This is a genomic window from Spirillospora sp. NPDC049024 (assembly GCF_040649235.1).
In the GTDB taxonomy this organism is placed as follows: Bacteria; Actinomycetota; Actinomycetes; order Streptosporangiales; family Streptosporangiaceae; genus Spirillospora.
The window spans coordinates 13,442-32,213 of sequence record NZ_JBEZFD010000009.1 but is presented as its reverse complement, the minus strand read 5'-3'; the positions used below and the strand labels follow the sequence as shown (position 1 = coordinate 32,213).

The following is an 18,772-nucleotide window of genomic DNA, read 5'->3' as shown; positions in this document are numbered from 1 at the left end:
CGTTCCCCCGTCACCGAAAGTAGCGTCTGAGCTGTGATCGATGTGGTTCTCCCGTGCCTCGACGAGGCCGAGGCGTTGCCCTGGGTGCTGACCCGGATGCCCGAGGGCTTCCGGGCCCTGGTGGTCGACAACGCCTCCACCGACGACTCCGCGAGCGTGGCCGCCGCCCACGGCGCCCGCGTCGTCCCGGCGCCGCAGCGCGGCTTCGGCGCCGCCTGCCACGCCGGGCTGCGCGCCGCCGAAACCGAGGTCGTGTGCGTGATGGACGCCGACGCCTCGCTCGACCCCGCCGAACTGCCCCGCCTGGTCGCGCGGCTCCACGACCTGGAGGCCGCCGGGCACCGCGCGCTGGTGCTGGGGCGGCGGCGCCCGACCGGGCCGGGCGCCTGGCCGCCGCACGCCCGCCTCGGCAACGCCGTGCTGGCCCGCTCGCTGAACCGGCGCGCCGGGACCCGGCTGCGCGACCTCGGGCCGATGCGCGCCGCCCGCCGCGACGGCCTGCTCGACCTCGGCCTGCGGGACCGCCGCTTCGGCTACCCCCTGGAGATGGTGCTGCGCGCCGCCGGCGCCGGGTGGCGGATCGAGGAGACCGACGTCGCCTACCGCCCCCGCACCGGCTCCTCGAAGGTGACCGGGACGCTCGGCGGGACGGCCCGCGCCGTCCGCGACATGCGGCGCGTCCTGGCGGAGGTCGCCCGATGACCGGCACGCCGGCGGCCGACGGCCCCGAGCCCGGCTCCGCCGATGTCGTCGTCATCGCCAAGGAGCCCGTCCCCGGCCGGGTCAAGACCCGCCTGACCCCCGCCTACACGCCCGCCGAGGCCGCCGCGCTCGCCGAGGCGTCCCTGCGCGACACCCTCGCCGCCGTCGCCGCCGCACCGGCCGCCCGCCGGATCCTCGCGCTCGCCGGCGACCCCGGGCCGTGGCTGCCGGACGGCTTCACCGTCATCGCCCAGCGCGGCGGCGGCCTGGACGAGCGCCTCGCCCACGCCTTCGACGACGCCTACGCCGGCCGCCCGATGGTGCTGATCGGCATGGACACCCCGCAGGTCACCCCCGCGCTGCTCGACCGCGCACGCCGCGGGCTCGGCCGCCGCGACGCGGTGTTCGGGCCCGCCCGAGACGGCGGGTTCTGGCTGCTCGGGCTGCGGCGCCCCAGCGCGGCGCTGCTGCGCGGCGTCCCGATGTCGCGCCCCGACACCGGGGCGGTCCAGCTCGCGCGGCTGCGCGCCGCCGGGCTGCGGATCGCGGCGCTGCCGGAGCTGACCGACGTCGACACCCCCGCCGACGCCGAGGCCGTCGCCGCGGCCGCGCCGGGGAGCCGGTTCGCCGCCGCCGTGCGGGCCCTCGGCCACCGGACCGTCCCGGCATGATCGGCGAACTGTACGAGGAGGCGCTGCAGGGCCGCGCCCCCGTGGAGATCGAGCACGCCGACGGGCGCCGCCGCCCGCTGCCCGTGCACGACTGGCTGGCCGTGCGGCCCGGCGACGGCGGCATCCTGGACCGCTGCGACGGCGCCACCCTGGACGTCGGCTCGGGGCCGGGCCGGCTGACGGTGGCGCTCGCCCGCCGCGGCCTGCCGGTCCTGGGCATCGACCTGGCCCCCTACGCGGTCGCGCTCACGGTCGCGGCGGGCGGCCCGGCCCTGTGCCGGGACGTGTTCGGCCGCGTCCCGGGCACCGGACGCTGGCGCACCGTGCTGCTCGCCGACGGCAACATCGGCATCGGCGGCGACCCCGCCGCGCTGCTGCGCCGCGTGCTGGCGCTGCTGGCGCCCGGCGGGCAGGTGCTGGCGGAGGTCGGGCCGCCCGGCTCGGCCTCCCGCACCGAGCCGCTGCGGCTGCGCTCGGACCGGTCGGTCGGCGAGTGGTTCACCTGGGCGCACGTGTCCGCCGACGCCGTCACCGGGCTGGCCGCCGCGTGCGCCGCGACCGTGACGGAGTTCTGGGAGGAGGCCGACCGGTGGTTCGTCGCGCTGCGCTCCGGGGACGCGCGCTCATGAGGACCGCGCTCGGCAGGAGCGCCCCGGCCGCCGCGCTGCGCGCGGTCCCGGGGCGGTTCACCAGCCGCCTGCACGACGAGCGGGTCGCCTCCTGGCTCGGCATCGCCCTGGGCGCCGCCGTCCTGGTCTGCTTCGGGACCGGGCTGGTCAGCCACTTCATGCAGCAGCCCGCAGGGTGGATGCGGTGGCCGTCGCGGCCGGTGAACCTGTACCGGGTCACCCAGGGCGTGCACGTCATCGGCGGGATGGCGACCGTCCCGCTCCTGCTGGCCAAGCTGTGGACGGTCTACCCGCGGCTGTGGCAGTGGCCGCCCGTGCGCTCGGTCGTGCACGGCGCGCAGCGGCTGCTGGTGTTCGTCCTGGTCGGCGCGGCGCTGTTCCAGTTCGTCACCGGGGTGATGAACGTCGCCTACTGGTACGCGTTCCGGTTCTACTTCACCACCGCGCACTACTGGACGGCCTACATCCTGGTCGGCGCGCTGGTCGTCCACATCGCCGACCAGTGGGCCAAGGCCCGCCGCACCGTGATGACCCGCCCGCAGGACGGCGTCGGGCGGCGCGGCTTCCTGCTCACCGTCGCCGGCGCGAGCGGCGTCGTCGCGCTCACGACGGTGGGGGAGGCCGTCACGCCGCTGGCGCCGCTGGCGGTGCTGGCGCCCCGCCGCCCCGGCACCGGGCCGCAGGACGTCCCGGTCAACAAGTCGGCCGCCGCGACCGGCGTCACCGCCCAGGCCCGCGACCCCCGCTGGCGGCTCACCGTCACCGGCCGCGTCGCGCGGGAGGTCACCCTGTCCCTGGCCGACCTGCGCGCGCTGCCGCAGCACACCGCGCGGCTGCCGATCTCCTGCGTGGAGGGCTGGAGCGTGGAGGCGTCCTGGCACGGCGTGCGGCTGCGGGACGTGCTGCGCCTGGCCGGCGTCGCCGACGACGCGCAGGTGCTGGTCGAGTCGCTGCAGCGGCAGGGCCTCTACCGCACCTCCCTGGTCGCTCCGCCGCACTGGCACGACCCGCTGACGCTGCTGGCCCTCGGCATGAACGGCGCGCCCCTCGCCCTCGACCACGGCCACCCCTGCCGCCTCATCGCCCCGAACCGGCCCGGGGTCATGCAGACCAAGTGGATCCACCGGCTGGTGGTCTCGTGAACGCGCGGACCGCGTCGAAGGCGGCCGCGTACGCGGTGGGGCTGGCCCTCATCGCCTACGGGCTGCGCGGCATCGTGACCGATGTCCCCGTGACCCGGTGGGCGAAGTGGTTCGCGGGGGCGGCGGTCCTGCACGACGCCGTCCTGGTCCCGGCGGTGCTGGCCGCGGGCGCGCTCACCGGCCTGGTGCCGGCCGGGCACCGGCGCATCGTGCGCGCCGCGCTCGTCGTCGGCGCCTGCGTGACCGCCGTCGCGATCCCCGTCGTGCTGGCCTACGGGCGCCGCGCCGACGAGCCGTCCCGGCTGCCGCTGCCCTACGGCCGCAACCTGGCGATCGTGCTGGGCGCCATCGCCGCCGCGGCGATCTGCGCCCTCGTGGTCCGCGCGGTCACCGGGCACCGCACGGCCGGAGACGGGAGACACGGAAGACACGGCGGGGCGACGCGCGCTCCGAAGCCCTCGCGGAAGGAGCCGGGGCGATGACGCTCACCGACGCGCACGGCCGGGTGGAGGCGGCCGGGCCGCCGAAGGGGCGCGGCCGGTCCGGACGGGTCGCCGTCGCGGTGTGGGCGGCCGGGATCGCGGCGGCCTTCGCCGTGGGCTGGTACCTGCGCCGCGCGGGCCTTTCCACCGAGGACGCGCTGCCGCCGCTGCACGCGCGGGCGCGGGGATGGCCGCCGCCTTGGCGGCTGCTGCCGGCGGCGGCGCTGGCGGCCCTGGCCGTGGCGGCGCTGCCCGCGCTGGCGGCCCGGCTGCCGTGGCGGGCGCTGCCGCCGGTCGCGTGGGCGTCGGCCGCCGCCTGGACGGTGGCGCTGGCCGCCTCCGACGGGTGGGGCGCGCTCGCCGGGCCGCTGGAGGCGCCGACCGAGTACCCGGCGGGCCTGGCGCAGCTGCGCCCCGACCCGCTGGAGTGGCTGCGGACCTTCACCGAGCGGCTCGGCGGCTACACCACGCACGTGCGGGGGCATCCGCCGCTGCCGATGCTCGTCCTGTGGGCGCTGGAGAAGGCCGGCCTCGGCGGCACCGGGTGGGCGGCGGCGCTCGTCATCGCGGCGGGGACGTCGTCGGTCGCGGCGATCGCGGTCACGGTGCGGTGCGCGGCGGGGGAGCGGGCGGCGCGGGCCGCGGTGCCCTTCCTGGTGCTGGCGCCGCTGGCGGTGTGGGTCGCCACCGCGATGGACGCGTTCTTCCTCGCGGTCGCGGCGTGGGGGACGGCCCTGCTCGCGCTCGCCGCGCGGGGGCCGGGGACGCGGGCCCTCGCCGCGGCCGCGGGGGGCGGGCTGCTGCTCGGGTGCCTGCCCTATCTGAGCTACGGGCTGCTGCCGCTGTTCGCGGTGCCGCTCGCGGTCGTGCTGCTGCTCCGTCCCCGGGCGCGGGTGCTCGCGGCCGCCGGCGCGGGGCTGGCGGTGGCCCCGGCCGCGTTCACGCTGCTGGGGTTCTGGTGGCCCGACGGCGTCCGCGCCACCCTGGACACCTACCTGGTCAGCCGCGGGTCGGCGCAGCGCTCCTACGCCTACTTCCTGCCGGCCAACCTGGCGGTGCTGGGCCTGCTGACCGGTCCGGCGGTGGCGCACGCGCTGCCGCGCACCCTGGCCGTGCTGCTGCGGGGCGTGCCCTGGCGGCAGGTGCTGAGGCGGGACGCGCCGGCCCGGACGGTCCCGCCCGCGGCGGCGGTGGCGGCGCTGGCGGGCGCGGCGCTGCTCGGCGTGCTCGTCCTGGACCTGTCGGGCGTGACCCGGGGCGAGGTCGAGCGGATCTGGGTGCCGTTCGCCGCCTGGTTCGCGGTCGCCGCCGCCGTGGACCGCCCCTCCGCGGGGGCGAGGGGCCGGCTCGCGGCGCAGGCGGCGACCGCGCTGGCCCTCCAGGCGCTGGTGCTGTCCCCCTGGTGAGCCCCCGCGCGGCCATGGTTCGGCGGGGGGCGAAGCGATGGCGCGTTAGCGTCCGCGCATGAGCGACCCAGAATTGAAGGAGCGGCTGGCCGACCGGTTCCGGGAGGTCAACGGCGACCACCCGATGACCGCCGCCGACGACGCCTACGCCACCGCGTGGTTCACCGACCTGGAGGGCCTGTGCCGCGCCGCCGGCCGCGACGCCGACGAGGTGCGGCGGCTGATGCTGGAGGGCCGGCTGCCGCTGCCCGGCTATCTGCGCTCCGACGGGGCCGAGATGGTGCCGGCGGACCTGTTCGACCTGGCCGACCAGGCGGGCGGCGTCGACGCGCTGGAGGGGTGGTTCCGCGCGCACTGGAACGACGAGACCACCGCCGGGCAGGAGTGGTCCGCCTACCTGTCGGGCCAGTACGTGTGCCTGCGCTCGGTGACGCCCCGCACCATCCAGTACAAGGACTCCCTGGTCGCCGCGATCGAGGCGGCGCCGGGAGAGCCGGACGCCGGGACACCGGCCTGGACGCGCCGCCTGCACGCGCTGGTCGACGAGCTCGACGCGCTGGAGCCGCCGTTCACCGCCTACGACCGGCTGCGGTTCGGAGGCCCGGTGTCGCGGGACCTGTGCATCGACGCCATGCGGGCCCGCTACCCGCGCCCGGCACCCCACCCCGCCGGCGCCCGACCCGCCGGCCCCTGATCCACCATGGACCGCGCGCCCGCCGCGGGCGTCACCAGGCGACGGGGCCGTCGTCGTCGAAGAACCCGCCGGTGGGGCCGTCGCCGTCCAGGGTCGCGAGTTTGATCGCGACGGCGGCGCCCTGCGCGGCGGTGCGCGTGGTCGTCCGGCCGGTCGCGCGGGTGAACTCGACGGTGAAGTCGGTCGCGCACGCGCCGGGCGCGGCGGCGTTGACCAGGATCCGCGAGCCCCGCAGCCGCTTGGCGTACTGGATCGTCAGCATGTTCAGCGCCGCCTTGGAGGCCGGGTAGGCGGCCGAGCCCGGCATGTCCCAGAAGTAGTGGTCCGGATCGGTCATGGCGGCCATCGAGGACGTGCCGCTGGAGATGTTCACGATCCGCGCCGCGGGGGCCAGGCGCAGCAGCGGCAGCATCGCGTTGGTCACCCTGATCACCCCGAACAGGTTGGTGTCGAACACGCGGCGCACGACCTCCAGGTCGGCCTCGTCCGGGAAGTGCAGCGCGCCGCCGGAGATGCCGGCGTTGTTGACCAGCACGTCCAGGCGCCCGGGGGACGCCGCGATCGCGCGGGCCGCCGCCTCGACCGTGGCCTGGTCGGTGACGTCGAGGACGACGGCGCGGGCGTCGTGCCCCGCCTCGCGCAGCGACGCGGCCGCCTTCTCGCCCCGCTCCGGATCGCGGGACCCGATCAGGACGGTCATGCCGCGTGCGGCAAGCCCTTCGGCGACGGCGTACCCGATGCCCTTGTTGGCTCCGGTCACCAGGGCGGTCTCTGTGGTGTGCTCAGGTGTGGTGCTCATGCCCCGAAGCCCACCACCGGCGGCGGCGCCGGGGCCAACACCGATCCCGCCGCGATCAATACCCTGAGGGTATGGATGTGGTGGAGACGCGGGAGCTGACCTACTTCCTTGCGGTGGCGCGGGAGCTGCACTTCGGCCGGGCGGCCGAGAAGCTCGGCATCGCGCAGCCGCCGCTGTCGCGGGCGATCGGCCGGCTGGAGCGGCGCCTGGGCGTGCCGCTGCTGGAGCGCACGAGCCGCCGCGTGGCGCTCACGCCGGCGGGGGAGACCCTGCTGGCCGAGGGCGGCGCCGCGCTGGAGGCCGTCGCCGCGGCGGTCCGGCGGACGCGGCGCGCCGGCGCCGACGAGCCCCGGCTCGTCCTGGCGATGAAGCCCGGCGGGGACGGCGGCGGCCTGCTGCCCCGGATCCTGGCCGCCTACGAGCGCGAGCCGGAGGCGCTGCCGGTGGAGATGCTGTTCGGGTACGGGGCGGCGGACGCGCTGCGCGACGGCCGCGCCGACGCCGCCCTGCTGTACGCGCCGCGCCAGGACGTCACGGGCCTGGCCACCGAGGAGCTGATGCAGGAGCGACAGGTCGTGGTCGTGCCCATGGGGCACCGCCTGGCGGGCCGCGCCGAGGTGTCGATGGCCGACCTGGAGGGCGAGGTCCTGCCGCGGCGTCCGCCCGGCGCGGGTCCAGGTGCGGGTCCAGGTGCGGGTCCTGGCGACGGGCCCGTGATCGGTGACGGCGGGCAGCTGATGCAGCTCATCGCGCTCGGCCGGATGGTCGCGGTGCTGCCGGAGTCGATGCGCGGGCTGCTGCGCGACGACCTGGCGGCGGTGCCGGTCCGCGACGCCGCGCCGACCACGCTCGTGCTCGCCTGGTCCGAGGCGTCCCGGTCCCGGGCCCTGGCGGCGTTCGTGCGCGCCACGACCGCCGCCGCGGCCGCGTTCACCGCCTCTCACCTGCACTGATACGGCCGCGAAAAAATATTTGAGGAGATCTTCGGCGGAATGTCGATCCGGCGGCCGCCCGTGCGACGCGTCAGTGAAAGGCCGATGAGACACCCGCACGGAAGGACCACCGCCATGAGCGCCCAGACCCACACCGCCGCCCGCGCCGCCCGCGTCACCGCCGCCTCCGCCGGGGAGCGCCGCACGCTGCGCAAGGTGCTGTGGGGCGCGCAGATCCTGCTCGCCGCGTTCCTGTTCTTCGCCTCGGCGCTGCCGAAGTTCGCCGGGCAGGCCGACGCCGTCGCCACCTTCGACGAGATCGGCTGGGGCCAGTGGTTCCGGTACGTGACCGGGGCCGTCGAGGCGGCCGGCGCGATCGGGCTGGTGGTCCCGCGGCTGGCCGGGCTCGCCGCGACCGGGCTGATCGGCCTGATGGCCGGCGCCGCCCTCACCCAGCTGCTGGTGCTGGAGCCGGCGTGGGCGCTGCTGCCCGTCGGGTTCGCGGTCGTGTTCGCCGCCGTCGCCTGGGACCGCCGCGCCGAGTCCCGCGAGGTGCTGCGCTCGCTGAAGCGCTGACGCTGTACCGCTCCGTTCGGCGGACGGCCCGGAAGCCCGAGGGGCTCCGGGCCGTCCGCCGTCCGGCGTGCCCGCGGCGGGGCGGCCGTCAGCCGTTCCCGGGCAGCAGGGCGCGCAGTTCGGCGGTGAGGGCCTCGGCCTCCTCGGGGCGGCCGTGGTAGGCGGCCGGGGTGTTCTGGAACAGCTCTACCCGCCATTCGCCCATGAGCTGGGACGCGGTGAGGGTCTGCACCGCGTTCGCGGCGGGGTTCAGGTCGGCCGAGCCGGGCGGGACCATCCCGGCGACGGCGCGCAGCACGGCGGCGCCGGGGGCGACCAGCCGGACGTCGCGCACCAGGCCGACGTAGCGGGCGGTGGGGTGGTCGGCGAAGATCCGGTCCAGCTGCGCGGCGATCCGCCCGCGGCCCGAGTGCAGGGTGCCGTCGAACCCGATCGCCTCGCCGTCGTCGCGGAACGGCGCGGCGAACGCGGCGCCGTCGCGGGCGTTCCAGCCGTCCAGGACGCGCCGGTACAGGTCGCGGACGGCCTCCAGCGCGCCGAGCCGCTCGGCGTAGCGGTCGTGGTGGACCTGCCAGCGGGCGGTGGTCCAGTTCGCCCAGTCGACGCGGGCGCCGTCGAGGGCCTCGGCGAGGTAGTCCAGGTGCAGGTGCCATCCGGCGAGGGTGCGGATGAGGAACTCGCCGGGCAGCTGGACGTCGCTGGTGAACACCAGGTGCGTCCCTTCGGCGGCGGGCGCCAGCTCCCAGCGCAGCCGGCCGTGCAGGTCGGAGTCCAGCTCCAGCAGCCGCGGCGGGTCGAACGCGGTGACGGTGCCGCGCGCGGTGGCCTCCTCGGCGGCTTCGCCGGCGTTGAGCCAGCGCAGCTCGAACTTGCCGCCGACGGCGGGTTCCAGGACGGCCTCGGCGAGCCAGGCCGACAGCTCGGCGGGGTCGGTGAGGGCCTTCCAGACGCGCTCGGGCGGGTGGCGCAGGCGGCGCTCGAAGCGCAGCAGGGCGCGCCCGTCGCGCTGGGCGGCGGTGCCGTCGGGTGCGTGCGGGTCGCCGGTGCTCATCTCGCCTCGCCTCTCGTCGGTGGTTCGGGCCCGGACGCGCGGACGCCGCGCCCGGGCCCCGCGCCCCACCGAACATAGCCGGAACAGCATATAACTGGCAAGGCATGAGAGGGTCAGGGCGGCGGCAGGGTGAGCAGGGTGTGCCCCCAGGTCAGGCCCGCGCCGAAGCCGGCGAGCAGCACCAGGTCGCCGGGGCCGATCCGGTGCGTCCGCACGGCCCGGTCGAGGGCGTAGGGGATGCTGGCGGCGCCGATGTTGCCGACCTCGTCCCCGACGATCGCCAGCTGGCCCGGCTCCAGCCCGGCCTCCCCGGCCAGCGAGGCGACCAGCCGCGGGTTCGGCTGGTGCGGGATGACCAGGGCCAGGTCGGCGGGCTTGACCCCGGCGTTCTCGGTCGCCTCGGCCACCAGCCGGGGGAAGACCGCGGTGATGAAGTCGCGGACCGCGCGGCCGTCCATGTGGATCGTGTGGCCGAGCCCGGCGAGGGTCTCGGCGCTGGCGGGCAGCCGGCTGCCGCCCGCGGGGATGAGCACGTCGTCCACGCCCGAGCCGTCCGACCCGAGGGTGATCGGGCCGATGCCGTGCCCGGCCGGGGCGGGGCCGACGACCGCGGCGGCGGCGCCGTCCCCGAACAGCGCGGCGGTGGCGCGGTCGGCGCGGTTGAGGAACCGCGAGTACACCTCCACGCCGATGACCAGCACGTAGGGGGAAGAGCCGCGCTGGGTGGCGAGCCAGCCGATCGCGGTCTGCAACCCGAACACGAACCCGGTGCAGGCGGCGGAGATGTCGAACGCGGCGGCCCGGCCGGCGCCCAGCATCGCCTGCACGCGGCAGGCGGTGGACGGGGCGATCACGTCGGGCGTGGAGGTGCCGAGCACGATCAGGCCGATGTCGGCGGCCCGCAGCCCGGCCGCGCGCAGCGCCGCGTCGGCGGCGGCCGCCGCCAGGTCGGAGGCGGCCTCGCCGGGCGCGACGACGTGCCGCCGCACGATCCCGGTGCGCCGCTCGATCCAGTCCGGCTCCAGGCCCAGGGAGCGGGACAGGTCGGCGCTGTGCGCGACCTCGCGGGGCAGGTGGGCGCCGGTTCCGAGGATCGTCCACCCCCGCCCGCCGTCGCGCGCTGCTCGGCCGCCGTCCGCCGGGGACGTCCGGTGCGCGTCGGGCACGGTCATGTGTCCTCCCTATCGCCCCATTGATGGTTGTCAGCCCCATCCCATAAGTGAATAATCCCATTTCAGGGTTTTGGTCCATAACCGAGTAATAAGCGGCCGTTGGCTTAATAGAAAAGGCAGCCTTCCTTCAAGGTAAGGAGACCCCGCGTGCCCGCACCCCCGTTCCGTCCGGCCGACGAGCTCGAACCCGGCGACACCTGCGCATTCCTGTTCCCCGGCACCGGCGCGGCGGGCGTACCCGACCTGCCCGCCCTGGCCCGCACCGGCCCCGGCGCCGCCCGCGCCGTCGCCGACGTCCTGGACGCCGTGCAGGAGGGCCTGCCCCGCCACGGATGGCCGAGCCTGCGCTCGATCCTCATGGACGATCCCGGCGGCTACCGGGGGGCGGCCCGCACCCCCGGCGTCGCCCAGCTCGCCGGCTACGCCGCGTCCGTCGCCGTGGACCGCGCCCTGCGGGCGCACGGCGTGCACCCCGCCTTCGCGGTCGGGCAGAGCTTCGGGGAGATCGCCGCGCTGGTCTGCGGGGGCGCGTTCGCGATCACCGACGGCGCCCGCATGGCCGTCGCGGCGGTCGGCGTCCTGGCCCGGCACGGCGGAGGCGGCGGCATGGGGCTGCTGGAGGCCGGCGAGGACCGCACCCTCGCCTGCATCGACGCCGCGGGCGCCCCGGAGGTGGTCGTCGCCTGCCTCAACGCCCCGCATGTCACGGTCGTGTCCGGGCCCGACGGGCCGCTGGACACCGTCCTGGAGGCCGCGCGCGGCCAGGGCGTGAACGCCGTGCGGCTCGCCGTGCCCTACCTGTCCCACCACCCGGCGATGGCCGGCGCCGACGACGAGTGGTACGCCATGATCCGCGGCTTCCCGCAGCGGCCCCTGGAGCTCGCGGTCCACTCCCCGGTGCGCGGCCGCGCCTACCGCGACGACGACGACCTGCACCGCGCCATGGCCGACTGCATCGTCAAACCCGTCCGGCTGCCCGAGGCCCTGAGCGCCGTCCACGCGGCGGGCGCGACGGTGTTCGCCGAGGCCGGCGCCGGCAACGCGCTGTGCCAGTGCGCGCGGCTGACCGTCCCGGACGTGCGGACGCTGGCGCCGCTGCGCGACCGCCCCCGCCACGGCCTGACCGGCAAGGCCGCCCCCGCCGCCACCCCGTCCGGCGAGCGAAAGGACCCCGCGTGAACACCGACGCAGAGGACCTGCGCCAGTTCGTGCACGGCGCTTCCCTGGACGCCAAGGCGCGCGCCCGCCTGGAGGAGGCCGTCCCCGAGGAGTTCTTCACGGTCCCGGGCGGGCTCACCGCGCCCGACCGGCACGCGCTGACCTACGAGCGGCTGCGCCGCGCCGGGCTGGCCGCCCCGCCCGCCGGCGAGCTGCTGGCCGACCCTCCGGCGCTGTGCGCGCTGCTGGAGCGCGCCGCGGTCGCCGACCCGCCGCTGTTCCACCTGATGCTGCTGCACTACACCCTCGCGCTCGGCCCGATCCTGCGGTTCGGCGCCGGGCAGGACGGGGCCCGGCGGGCGCGCGAGTCCCTGGAGACGATGGCCTCGTTCGGGACGCTGCTGATGACCGAGGTGGGACGCAGCAACAGCCACCTGTCGCCCCGCACCGTCGCCCGCCACGACCCCGCCACGGGCGGGTTCGTGCTCAGCACGCCGGACGCCCGGGCCGCCAAGTTCCCCACCAACACCGCCCACCCGGACCTGCCCAAGACCGCCGCCGTCTACGCCACCCTCGTCCACGGAGGCGAGGAGCGCGGGGTGTTCGTGTTCGCGGTCCCGCTGCGCGGGCCCGGCGGCGCCGTCCCGCCCGGCGTGCGGATCGTCCCGGCGCCGGAGACCACCGGCCTGCAGGTCGACTACGCCGCCGTGCTCCTGGAGGACGTCCGCGTCCCCTACGAGGCGTGGCTGCGCGACGGCGCGAGCATCGGCGCCGACGGGGCCTTCCACGACCCGGCGGGGTCCGCGGCGGCGCGGCTGACCCGCTCGATGGGCATCGCCCCGCCGGTGTGGCGGGCGGTGATCTCCGCCTCCGCCGCGATCACCCGGGCGGCGGCCGGGATGCTGCTGGCCCACTCCGCGGGCCGCGCCACCCTCGGCCGGCTCGCGCCGCGCCGGCCCCTGACCGACTACCGCAACCAGCAGGAGGCGGTGCTCGGGGCGATCGCGTCCGCCTACGCCCTCACCGCCGTCGCCGCCCACGTCACCACCCCGGGCCCGGCGGCGGGCGGGGCCGCGGAAGGCGCCGCGGCCGCCGAGGGCGGCCCGTCGACCGCCTGGGCCCCGTGGTCGGCGGTCGACCGGGACCTGGCGCTGCTGAAGGCGGCCGCGACCGTCCAGGCGCAGGAGACGGTGTCGGCGTGCCGGGTGCACAGCGGCGCCCCCGGCTTCGCCGCCGTGGAGCGCCTCAACGCCTACCGGGGCCTCACGCACGCCTACCAGAACGCCGGCGGCGACAACGAGCTGATCCTCTACGACACCGCCCGCGCGATGGCCGACCTCGACCGCTACGTCCCGCCCGAACCCGGGCTCGGGCCGCCCGACGACGGCGACCTGGACTCCCCGCGCGTGTGGCTGTTCCTGGCCCGCGACGCCGAGCGCCGGATGCGCGACCGGCTCGCGGGCCGGGTCGAGGCGGCCCTGCGCGGCGGCGAGGACGCCTTCACCGCCTGGAACGGCAACCTCGCGCTGGCCGCTCGGACCGCCACCGCCTGCGCCGACCGGGTCATCCTGGAGATCCTCGCCGCTGCCGACGGCGCCGGGCCGCGCGCGCTCGGGCCCGTCCTGCGCCTGCACGCCCTGGACCGGCTGGAGCGCCGCGCGGCCGGCCTGCTCAACGAGGGGGTCGTCCCGCCCGGGTTCCTGGACGAGGTGTGGGCCGCGCGGCGCCGCACCTGCGACGAGCTGGCGCCGCGCGCGGCGGAGCTGGCCGCCGCGTTCGAGCTGCCCGCCCCCGTCACCGCGCCCGCCGCGTTCCTGGTCTGAAAGCCCCCGGCGCGGGAAGAAACGGCACGCCACACCCCTAATTCGCGAAGGAGGCGGGGGAACCAGCGCAAGGTGGCTACCGTTCTCGTTAGACAGACCGAACGCGGGTGATGGCGCCCGCAGCCGATACGGAGGTAGACACAGTGGGAGTCAGTCTGAGCAAGGGCGGCAACGTCTCGCTGACCAAGGAGGCCCCCGGACTGACCGCCGTCGTGGTCGGACTCGGGTGGGACGTGCGGACCACGACCGGTACCGACTTCGACCTCGACGCCAGCGCCCTGCTGTGCTCGGCGGAGAACAAGGTCCTGTCGGACCAGCACTTCGTGTTCTTCAACAACCTCAAGAGCCCCGACGGGTCGGTCGAGCACACCGGCGACAACCTCACCGGCGAGGGCGAGGGCGACGACGAGGCGATCAAGGTGAACCTGACGGCCGTGCCGGCCGAGGTCGCCAAGATCGTGTTCCCGGTGTCGATCTACGACGCCGACAGCCGCCAGCAGAGCTTCGGGCAGGTCCGCAACGCCTTCATCCGCGTGGTGAACCAGTCCGACAACAGCGAGATCGCTCGCTACGACCTCTCGGAGGACGCCTCGACCGAGACCGCGATGGTGTTCGGCGAGCTGTACCGCAACGGTGCCGAGTGGAAGTTCCGCGCGGTGGGCCAGGGGTACGCCTCGGGCCTGTCGGGCATCGCCTCCGACTTCGGGGTCAACGTCTGATCTGTCCGCACGTGAAAAGGGGCGCCCCCATCGCGGGGGCGCCCCTTTTCACGTCCTGCCGGAGGGGCGGGGGCCGGGTCAGCGGGCGGGGACGACGGCGAGGGCCTCGATCTCCACGAGCAGGTCGTCGCGGACCAGGCGCGACACCTCGACCAGCGACGCGGCGGGCGCGACGTGCTCGGGGACGAACTCGGCGCGCACGGCCCGCACGACCCCGACCCCGCTCACGTCCCGCAGGAAGTACCCGAGCCGCACGACGTGCTCCCAGCGGGCGCCGGCGGCGGTGAGCGCGGTCTCCAGGTTGGCGAACACCTGCCGGGTCTGGGCCTCCAGGTCGCCGGGGCCGACCAGGTTCCCGGCCGAGTCCAGCGCGATCTGGCCGCTGACCACCACCAGCCGGCCGGGCACGTCGACGGAGACGGCGTGGCTGTATCCGGGACCCGGCGCGAGGCCCGGCGCGTCGATCTGGCGGTTGGCGGGGCGCGGTTCGTCGCTCATCACAAGATCACGATACCGGCGGGCGGGCGAGCAGCTCCTCGCGCAGCCGGGTCTTGAGGATCTTGCCGCCGGGGTTGCGGGGAAGGCCGTCCGCGCGGAACCAGAAGTGCGCGGGGACCTTGAACGCGGCGATCCGCCCGTCCAGGAACTCCTGGAGCTCCCGGCCGGTCAGCGCGGCGCCGGGCCGCGGCACGACCACCGCGCCCACCTCCTCGCCGAGGACCTCGTGCGGGACGCCGATCACGGCGCAGTCGGCGACGGCCGGGTGCTCGTAGAGGGCGGCCTCGACCTCGGCGCAGTAGATGTTCTCGCCGCCGCGGATCAGCATGTCCTTGGCGCGGTCGACGATGTAGACGAACCCGTCGGCGTCCAGGCGGGCCAGGTCGCCGCTGTGGAACCAGCCGTCCACGAACGCCTCGGCGGTCGCCTCGGGCCTGTTCCAGTAGCCCTTGATCACGTTGGGGCCCTTGATGAGCAGCTCGCCGACCTCGCCGGTCGGCAGGTCCTCCCCGGCGAGCCCGACGACCCTGACGTCGCATACCGCGACGGGCGGGCCGACGCTCTCGGGCCGCTCCAGGTAGTTCACGCCGCCGTTGTAGGTGGTGACCGAGGAGGTCTCGGTCAGGCCGTACCCGTTGCCGGGCATCCGGTCGGGCAACCGCTCCTTGATCTTTTCGACGAGGGCGGGCGCGGCCGGCGCGCCGCCGTAGCTGACGCCGGTCAGGCTGGAGGTGTCGTAGTCGCCGAAGTCGGGGGAGGTCAGCACCTGCCAGGCCATCGTCGGCACGCCGCCGAACCCGGTGACGCGCTCCCGCTCGATCAGCTCAAGCGCCGTGCGGACGTCCCACCGGTACATCAGCACGACGGTGCCGCCCTGCAGGGCGCTGGTCACCAGCACCGAGTGGCAGCCGGTGGCGTGGAAGAACGGGACGCTCAGCAGCGTCACGCGCGGCTGCGGCGCGGCGAGCTCCTCGACCGTGCGGCCGGCGCGCACGCCCGCCGACATGATCCCGTAGGCGAGCCCGACGGGGTTGCCGGCGATGTTGCGGTGCGTGCCGAGGGCGCCCTTGGGGCGGCCGGTGGTGCCGGAGGTGTAGAAGATCGTCGCCTCGTCCTCGGGGTCGAGCGGCACCTCGGGCAGGGAGGCGGCGTCCGGGTCGCCGCCGTCGCCGACGACGTCCTCGAACGCCTCCATTCCCTCGGGAACGGCGCCGTCCGGCCGCGCGACCAGGCACACCACGCCGAGCTCCGGCAGCACGCCGGCGAGCCGCTCGGCGCGCTCGGCGTCGGCGACCAGGACCTTGGCGCCGCTGTCGGCCAGCCCGTACTCCAGCTCCGCGGCGCTCCACCAGGCGTTCAGCGGGACCACGACGGCGCCGGCGACGGCCGCGCCGAAGAACGCCACCGACCACTCGGGGTAGTTGCGCATCGCGATCGCGACCCGGTCGCCCTTGGCGATCCCGTACCGGTCGGCCAGCAGCCGCGCGAACGCGGCCGCCCGCGCGTAGTGCCCGGCGAAGGTGAGCCGGTCGTCCTCGTAGACCAGGAAGTCCTTGCCGCCGTGCGCGCGGGAGATCTCCAGGATGTCGCGCAGGGTGGTCGGGGCGTTCTTCCAGACGCGGGTCCGCACGCCGCGGATCCGCACCTCCTCCATCTCGAACAGCTGCCCCGGCGCCGTCATCGCCGCCCGGACCTCGGCGATGCCCGGCAGCGGCCGCCCGGCCTCCTGCACGTCCCGGTCCTGCACATCCCGGTCCTGCACGTCGCGCCTCCCGCGGGGTCACGGCGCACCGTCGGGGCGGCCCGTCCGCCGAACACGATTCGGTGCGCCGTGCCGGAAAATGTATGGCCCGCGTCACACGCGGGTCAACGCCCCGGCGCCGCGCGGACCTCGGGGAACGGGTCCGGGCGAACGGTCCTGCGGAAGATCCCTGCCTGCGACAATGGGGACATGAGCGAGCGCAAGCCGATCGAGTACTGGCTGTCGGACATGGACGGCGTCCTGGTCCACGAGGGCCGCCCCGTCCCGGGGGCCGAGGAGTTCATCCGCCGCCTGGCGGCGTCGGGGAAACCGTTCCTCGTCCTGACCAACAACTCGATCTACACCCGGCGGGACCTGTCGGCCCGCCTGGCGGCGGCCGGGCTGGCCGTGCCGGCGGAGGCGATCTGGACCTCGGCGCTGGCCACCGCCCGGTTCCTGGCCGACCAGCGGCCCGAGGGCTCGGCCTACGTGATCGGTGAGGCCGGCCTGACGACGGCGCTGCACGAGGCGGACTTCGTCCTCACCGACATCGACCCCGACTACGTGGTGCTCGGCGAGACCCGCACCTACAGCTTCTCCCAGATCACCCGCGCGATCCGGCTGATCGAAGGCGGCGCCCGGTTCGTGGCGACCAACCCCGACCCGATCGGCCCGTCCCCGGAGGGCTCGCTGCCGGCCTGCGGCGCCGTCGCCGCGATGATCACCCGCGCGACCGGGGTGGAGCCCTACTTCGTCGGCAAGCCGAACCCGCTGATGATGCGCACGGCGCTGAACGTGGTCGGCGGGCACAGCGAGAGCACCGCGATGATCGGCGACCGCATGGACACCGACATCGTCGCCGGGGTCGAGGCGGGGCTGGAGACGGTCCTGGTGCTGACCGGCGTCACCCGCAAGGAGGAGATCGCACGGTTCCCGTTCCGCCCGCACCGCGTCGTGGCGTCCATCGCCGACCTCATCGACCTGGTCTGACCGCGCCGGTCGCCCCGGCGCCCCGCGCCCCCGCGTCCCGCGCGGCGGGCCCGGGGCGGCCGTAGACTCGCAGACGCCATGCGCACGATCAGACAGGGCGGCTCGGTTGAGCTGGAGATCCGCAGGTCCCGGTTCGTCTGCACGCTCGCCCGCGCAGCCGACGAGGCCGAGGCGGCCGCGTTCATCGCCGCGCACCGGCGGGCGCACCGCGACGCCACCCACAACTGCACCGCCTACGTCGTCGGCGAGCACGGCGAGATCACCAAGAGCAGCGACGACGGCGAGCCGGCCGGGACGGCGGGGATCCCGATGCTGGAGGTGCTGCTGCGGCGCGGGCTGACCGGCACGGCCGCGGTCGTCACGCGCTACTTCGGAGGGGTCAAGCTCGGCGCGGGCGGGCTGGTGCGCGCCTACGGGCAGGCGGTCGCCGACGCCGTCGACGCCGTCGGGGTGGTGGAGCTTCGCCCGGTGGTGACGCTCACCGTCGCCGTGGACCACGCGCTGGCGGGGCGGTTTCTGGGCGACCTGCACGCCCGCGGGCACCAGCCCGGCGACGTCCGCTACGGGACGGGCGTGGAGGCCGACGTGGCGGTGCCCGTCACCGAGCTGGAGGCGTTCGAGGCGTGGGCGGCGGAGGTCACCGCCGGGCGCGCGTCGGTGCGGCGAGGCGCGCCCGGCCACATCGAGGTGCCCGTCCCGTGACCGGCCCGCCGGCGCGACGCCCCCGGCGGGCCCCTGCCCGCGGGGCGGGGGCCGGCCGAGCCCCGGCGCCGCCCGGCCGGGAGCGTCGGCTCAGCCGCTGAGGAACTCGGCCAGGACGGGAGCGAGCACGGCCGGGTCGACGTCGTGGTTCTGGCCCTCCAGGGTGCGGTGCGTCCCGGCGGGCAGGCGCGCGGCGGTGCGGCGGGCGATGTCGCGCATCCAGGAGGGGCTGTCGCCGCCGTCCAGCACCAGGGCCGGGACGGTGACGCGGCCGAGCAGGTCCTCCGGCAGCACGGCGCCCGTCGCGGCGTCGTCCATGACCGCCGAGTCGTAGGCGAGGGTGGGCGCCAGCGCCTCCAGCGCGGGCCACATCGGCGCGCCCCGCATATGCCCGATCATCTCCTCCGGCATCCCGACGACGGTCATGAACAGGGCGAGGGCGTCCCCGCGGCGCCCGTCGGCCAGCAGGCCGGTCAGCTCGGTGTTGTAGGCGCGGGCGTGGGTGATCCGCTCGTCGTGGGCGGGGTTGAAGGGCGGTTCGAACAGCGCGAGGCGGGTGACGGGCAGGCCGTGCGCGGCGGCGCGCAGCGCCAGGACGGCGCCCGACGACATCCCGTACACCGCGGCGGACCCGCCGGCGGCCTCGATGACGGCGGCCAGGTCCTCGATCTCGCGTTCGACGGCGTAGGGCGGGGTGTCGCCGCTGTCGCCGCGGCCCCGCCGGTCGTAGGTGAACACGGTGTGGTGCGGGGCCAGCAGCCCGGCGACCGCGGCCCCGGAACCGCGGTCGTTGAGGGCGCCGCCGACATGGACCAGGGCGGGCCCCTCGCCGGTCCGTTCGATCGCGATGCTGGTGCCGTCCTTGGAGTGCATGGTTTCCATGAA

The 18,772-nt window shown here is 76.2% G+C and carries 20 protein-coding genes; 14 read left to right on the top strand and 6 right to left on the bottom strand.

What is annotated here, in order from left to right; translation table 11 throughout:
* Positions 1-33 precede the first annotated feature (33 nt).
* Genes AB0C21_RS18190 through AB0C21_RS18160 form a run of 7 tightly spaced genes read left to right on the top strand, consistent with a single transcriptional unit; the run spans position 34 to position 5,726 of the window.
* Positions 34-702 carry a glycosyltransferase family 2 protein gene (locus tag AB0C21_RS18190; protein WP_500205389.1) on the top strand — a complete coding sequence of 223 codons (669 nt, stop codon included), beginning with the start codon at positions 34-36 and terminating at the stop codon, positions 700-702.
* Positions 699-1,373 carry a TIGR04282 family arsenosugar biosynthesis glycosyltransferase gene (locus tag AB0C21_RS18185; protein ID WP_500205387.1) on the top strand — a complete coding sequence of 225 codons (675 nt, stop codon included), beginning with the start codon at positions 699-701 and terminating at the stop codon, positions 1,371-1,373. Before AB0C21_RS18190 ends, AB0C21_RS18185 begins: the two co-directional genes overlap by 4 nt.
* Positions 1,370-2,002 carry a class I SAM-dependent methyltransferase gene (locus AB0C21_RS18180; protein ID WP_500205386.1) on the top strand — a complete coding sequence of 211 codons (633 nt, stop codon included), beginning with the start codon at positions 1,370-1,372 and terminating at the stop codon, positions 2,000-2,002. Before AB0C21_RS18185 ends, AB0C21_RS18180 begins: the two co-directional genes overlap by 4 nt.
* Positions 1,999-3,144 carry a molybdopterin-dependent oxidoreductase gene (locus AB0C21_RS18175; RefSeq protein WP_500205384.1) on the top strand — a complete coding sequence of 382 codons (1,146 nt, stop codon included), beginning with the start codon at positions 1,999-2,001 and terminating at the stop codon, positions 3,142-3,144. Before AB0C21_RS18180 ends, AB0C21_RS18175 begins: the two co-directional genes overlap by 4 nt.
* A complete protein-coding gene (locus tag AB0C21_RS18170) occupies positions 3,141-3,626 on the top strand; it encodes a hypothetical protein (RefSeq protein ID WP_500205382.1) in 486 nt (161 codons plus the stop codon). The genes AB0C21_RS18175 and AB0C21_RS18170 overlap by 4 nt, the downstream gene beginning before the upstream one ends.
* On the top strand, positions 3,623-5,032 hold the full coding sequence (locus AB0C21_RS18165; RefSeq protein WP_500205380.1) for a hypothetical protein: 1,410 nt from the start codon (positions 3,623-3,625) through the stop codon (positions 5,030-5,032). The genes AB0C21_RS18170 and AB0C21_RS18165 overlap by 4 nt, the downstream gene beginning before the upstream one ends.
* Before the next feature lie 58 nt (positions 5,033-5,090).
* Positions 5,091-5,726 (top strand): DUF6058 family natural product biosynthesis protein, encoded by a 636-nt coding sequence (locus AB0C21_RS18160; protein ID WP_500205379.1) that lies wholly within the window; start codon positions 5,091-5,093, stop codon positions 5,724-5,726.
* A gap of 31 nt (positions 5,727-5,757) precedes the next feature.
* Here AB0C21_RS18160 and AB0C21_RS18155 read toward each other — a convergent pair whose 3' ends face one another.
* Entirely contained in the window at positions 5,758-6,525 is a 768-nt protein-coding gene (locus tag AB0C21_RS18155) for an SDR family NAD(P)-dependent oxidoreductase (RefSeq protein WP_500205377.1), read from the bottom strand.
* 71 nt (positions 6,526-6,596) lie between these two features.
* Between AB0C21_RS18155 and AB0C21_RS18150 the strand changes: the two genes are divergently transcribed.
* On the top strand, positions 6,597-7,478 hold the full coding sequence (locus AB0C21_RS18150) for a LysR family transcriptional regulator (protein WP_500205375.1): 882 nt from the start codon (positions 6,597-6,599) through the stop codon (positions 7,476-7,478).
* Between the two features lie 114 nt (positions 7,479-7,592).
* The gene (locus AB0C21_RS18145) at positions 7,593-8,033 is read left to right on the top strand and encodes a DoxX family protein (RefSeq protein WP_500205374.1); all 441 of its coding nucleotides are present in this window, start codon (positions 7,593-7,595) and stop codon (positions 8,031-8,033) included.
* Positions 8,034-8,121: 88 nt separating this feature from the next.
* Here AB0C21_RS18145 and AB0C21_RS18140 read toward each other — a convergent pair whose 3' ends face one another.
* Both AB0C21_RS18140 and AB0C21_RS18135 read right to left on the bottom strand, forming a co-directional pair.
* Positions 8,122-9,084 carry an SgcJ/EcaC family oxidoreductase gene (locus tag AB0C21_RS18140; protein ID WP_500205372.1) on the bottom strand — a complete coding sequence of 321 codons (963 nt, stop codon included), beginning with the start codon at positions 9,082-9,084 and terminating at the stop codon, positions 8,122-8,124.
* Between the two features lie 113 nt (positions 9,085-9,197).
* Positions 9,198-10,256 (bottom strand): 3-oxoacyl-ACP synthase III family protein, encoded by a 1,059-nt coding sequence (locus tag AB0C21_RS18135; RefSeq protein ID WP_500205371.1) that lies wholly within the window; start codon positions 10,254-10,256, stop codon positions 9,198-9,200.
* Positions 10,257-10,403: 147 nt separating this feature from the next.
* Between AB0C21_RS18135 and AB0C21_RS18130 the strand changes: the two genes are divergently transcribed.
* The 3 genes from AB0C21_RS18130 to AB0C21_RS18120 all read left to right on the top strand — a co-directional run bounded on the left by AB0C21_RS18130 (position 10,404) and on the right by AB0C21_RS18120 (position 13,956).
* Positions 10,404-11,435, top strand: a complete 1,032-nt coding sequence (locus tag AB0C21_RS18130; protein ID WP_500205369.1) for an ACP S-malonyltransferase — start codon at positions 10,404-10,406, stop codon at positions 11,433-11,435.
* Positions 11,432-13,237 (top strand): acyl-CoA dehydrogenase family protein, encoded by a 1,806-nt coding sequence (locus AB0C21_RS18125; protein ID WP_500205368.1) that lies wholly within the window; start codon positions 11,432-11,434, stop codon positions 13,235-13,237. The genes AB0C21_RS18130 and AB0C21_RS18125 overlap by 4 nt, the downstream gene beginning before the upstream one ends.
* Before the next feature lie 143 nt (positions 13,238-13,380).
* Positions 13,381-13,956 (top strand): TerD family protein, encoded by a 576-nt coding sequence (locus AB0C21_RS18120; protein ID WP_149258377.1) that lies wholly within the window; start codon positions 13,381-13,383, stop codon positions 13,954-13,956.
* Positions 13,957-14,034: 78 nt separating this feature from the next.
* Here the strand turns inward: AB0C21_RS18120 and AB0C21_RS18115 are convergent, their stop codons facing one another.
* On the bottom strand, positions 14,035-14,454 hold the full coding sequence (locus AB0C21_RS18115) for a RidA family protein (RefSeq protein WP_149258378.1): 420 nt from the start codon (positions 14,452-14,454) through the stop codon (positions 14,035-14,037).
* 7 nt (positions 14,455-14,461) lie between these two features.
* A complete protein-coding gene (locus AB0C21_RS18110; RefSeq protein WP_500205366.1) occupies positions 14,462-16,216 on the bottom strand; it encodes a class I adenylate-forming enzyme family protein in 1,755 nt (584 codons plus the stop codon).
* A gap of 189 nt (positions 16,217-16,405) precedes the next feature.
* On the opposite strand from AB0C21_RS18110, the gene AB0C21_RS18105 reads away from it, so the two are divergent.
* Positions 16,406-17,185 carry an HAD-IIA family hydrolase gene (locus AB0C21_RS18105; protein ID WP_500205364.1) on the top strand — a complete coding sequence of 260 codons (780 nt, stop codon included), beginning with the start codon at positions 16,406-16,408 and terminating at the stop codon, positions 17,183-17,185.
* Between the two features lie 78 nt (positions 17,186-17,263).
* Positions 17,264-17,887, top strand: a complete 624-nt coding sequence (locus AB0C21_RS18100) for an IMPACT family protein (protein WP_149258380.1) — start codon at positions 17,264-17,266, stop codon at positions 17,885-17,887.
* A 90-nt stretch (positions 17,888-17,977) separates the two neighbouring features.
* Here AB0C21_RS18100 and AB0C21_RS18095 read toward each other — a convergent pair whose 3' ends face one another.
* On the bottom strand, positions 17,978-18,769 hold the full coding sequence (locus AB0C21_RS18095) for an alpha/beta fold hydrolase (protein WP_500205362.1): 792 nt from the start codon (positions 18,767-18,769) through the stop codon (positions 17,978-17,980).
* Between the last annotated feature and the right edge of the window lie 3 nt (positions 18,770-18,772).

Excerpts from the sequence above, each read along its gene's own strand:
- AB0C21_RS18180 (WP_500205386.1), top strand. The coding sequence starts at position 1,370 with ATGATCGGCGAACTGTACGAGGAGGCGCTGCAGGGCCGCGCCCCCGTG.
- AB0C21_RS18140 (WP_500205372.1), bottom strand. The coding sequence starts at position 9,084 with ATGAGCACCGGCGACCCGCACGCACCCGACGGCACCGCCGCCCAGCGC.
- AB0C21_RS18145 (WP_500205374.1), top strand. The coding sequence starts at position 7,593 with ATGAGCGCCCAGACCCACACCGCCGCCCGCGCCGCCCGCGTCACCGCC.
- AB0C21_RS18115 (WP_149258378.1), bottom strand. The coding sequence starts at position 14,454 with ATGAGCGACGAACCGCGCCCCGCCAACCGCCAGATCGACGCGCCGGGC.
- AB0C21_RS18165 (WP_500205380.1), top strand. The coding sequence starts at position 3,623 with ATGACGCTCACCGACGCGCACGGCCGGGTGGAGGCGGCCGGGCCGCCG.
- AB0C21_RS18095 (WP_500205362.1), bottom strand. The coding sequence starts at position 18,769 with ATGGAAACCATGCACTCCAAGGACGGCACCAGCATCGCGATCGAACGG.
- AB0C21_RS18155 (WP_500205377.1), bottom strand. The coding sequence starts at position 6,525 with ATGAGCACCACACCTGAGCACACCACAGAGACCGCCCTGGTGACCGGA.
- AB0C21_RS18135 (WP_500205371.1), bottom strand. The coding sequence starts at position 10,256 with ATGACCGTGCCCGACGCGCACCGGACGTCCCCGGCGGACGGCGGCCGA.
- AB0C21_RS18100 (WP_149258380.1), top strand. The coding sequence starts at position 17,264 with ATGCGCACGATCAGACAGGGCGGCTCGGTTGAGCTGGAGATCCGCAGG.
- AB0C21_RS18175 (WP_500205384.1), top strand. The coding sequence starts at position 1,999 with ATGAGGACCGCGCTCGGCAGGAGCGCCCCGGCCGCCGCGCTGCGCGCG.
- AB0C21_RS18185 (WP_500205387.1), top strand. The coding sequence starts at position 699 with ATGACCGGCACGCCGGCGGCCGACGGCCCCGAGCCCGGCTCCGCCGAT.
- AB0C21_RS18150 (WP_500205375.1), top strand. The coding sequence starts at position 6,597 with ATGGATGTGGTGGAGACGCGGGAGCTGACCTACTTCCTTGCGGTGGCG.
- AB0C21_RS18160 (WP_500205379.1), top strand. The coding sequence starts at position 5,091 with ATGAGCGACCCAGAATTGAAGGAGCGGCTGGCCGACCGGTTCCGGGAG.
- AB0C21_RS18105 (WP_500205364.1), top strand. The coding sequence starts at position 16,406 with ATGAGCGAGCGCAAGCCGATCGAGTACTGGCTGTCGGACATGGACGGC.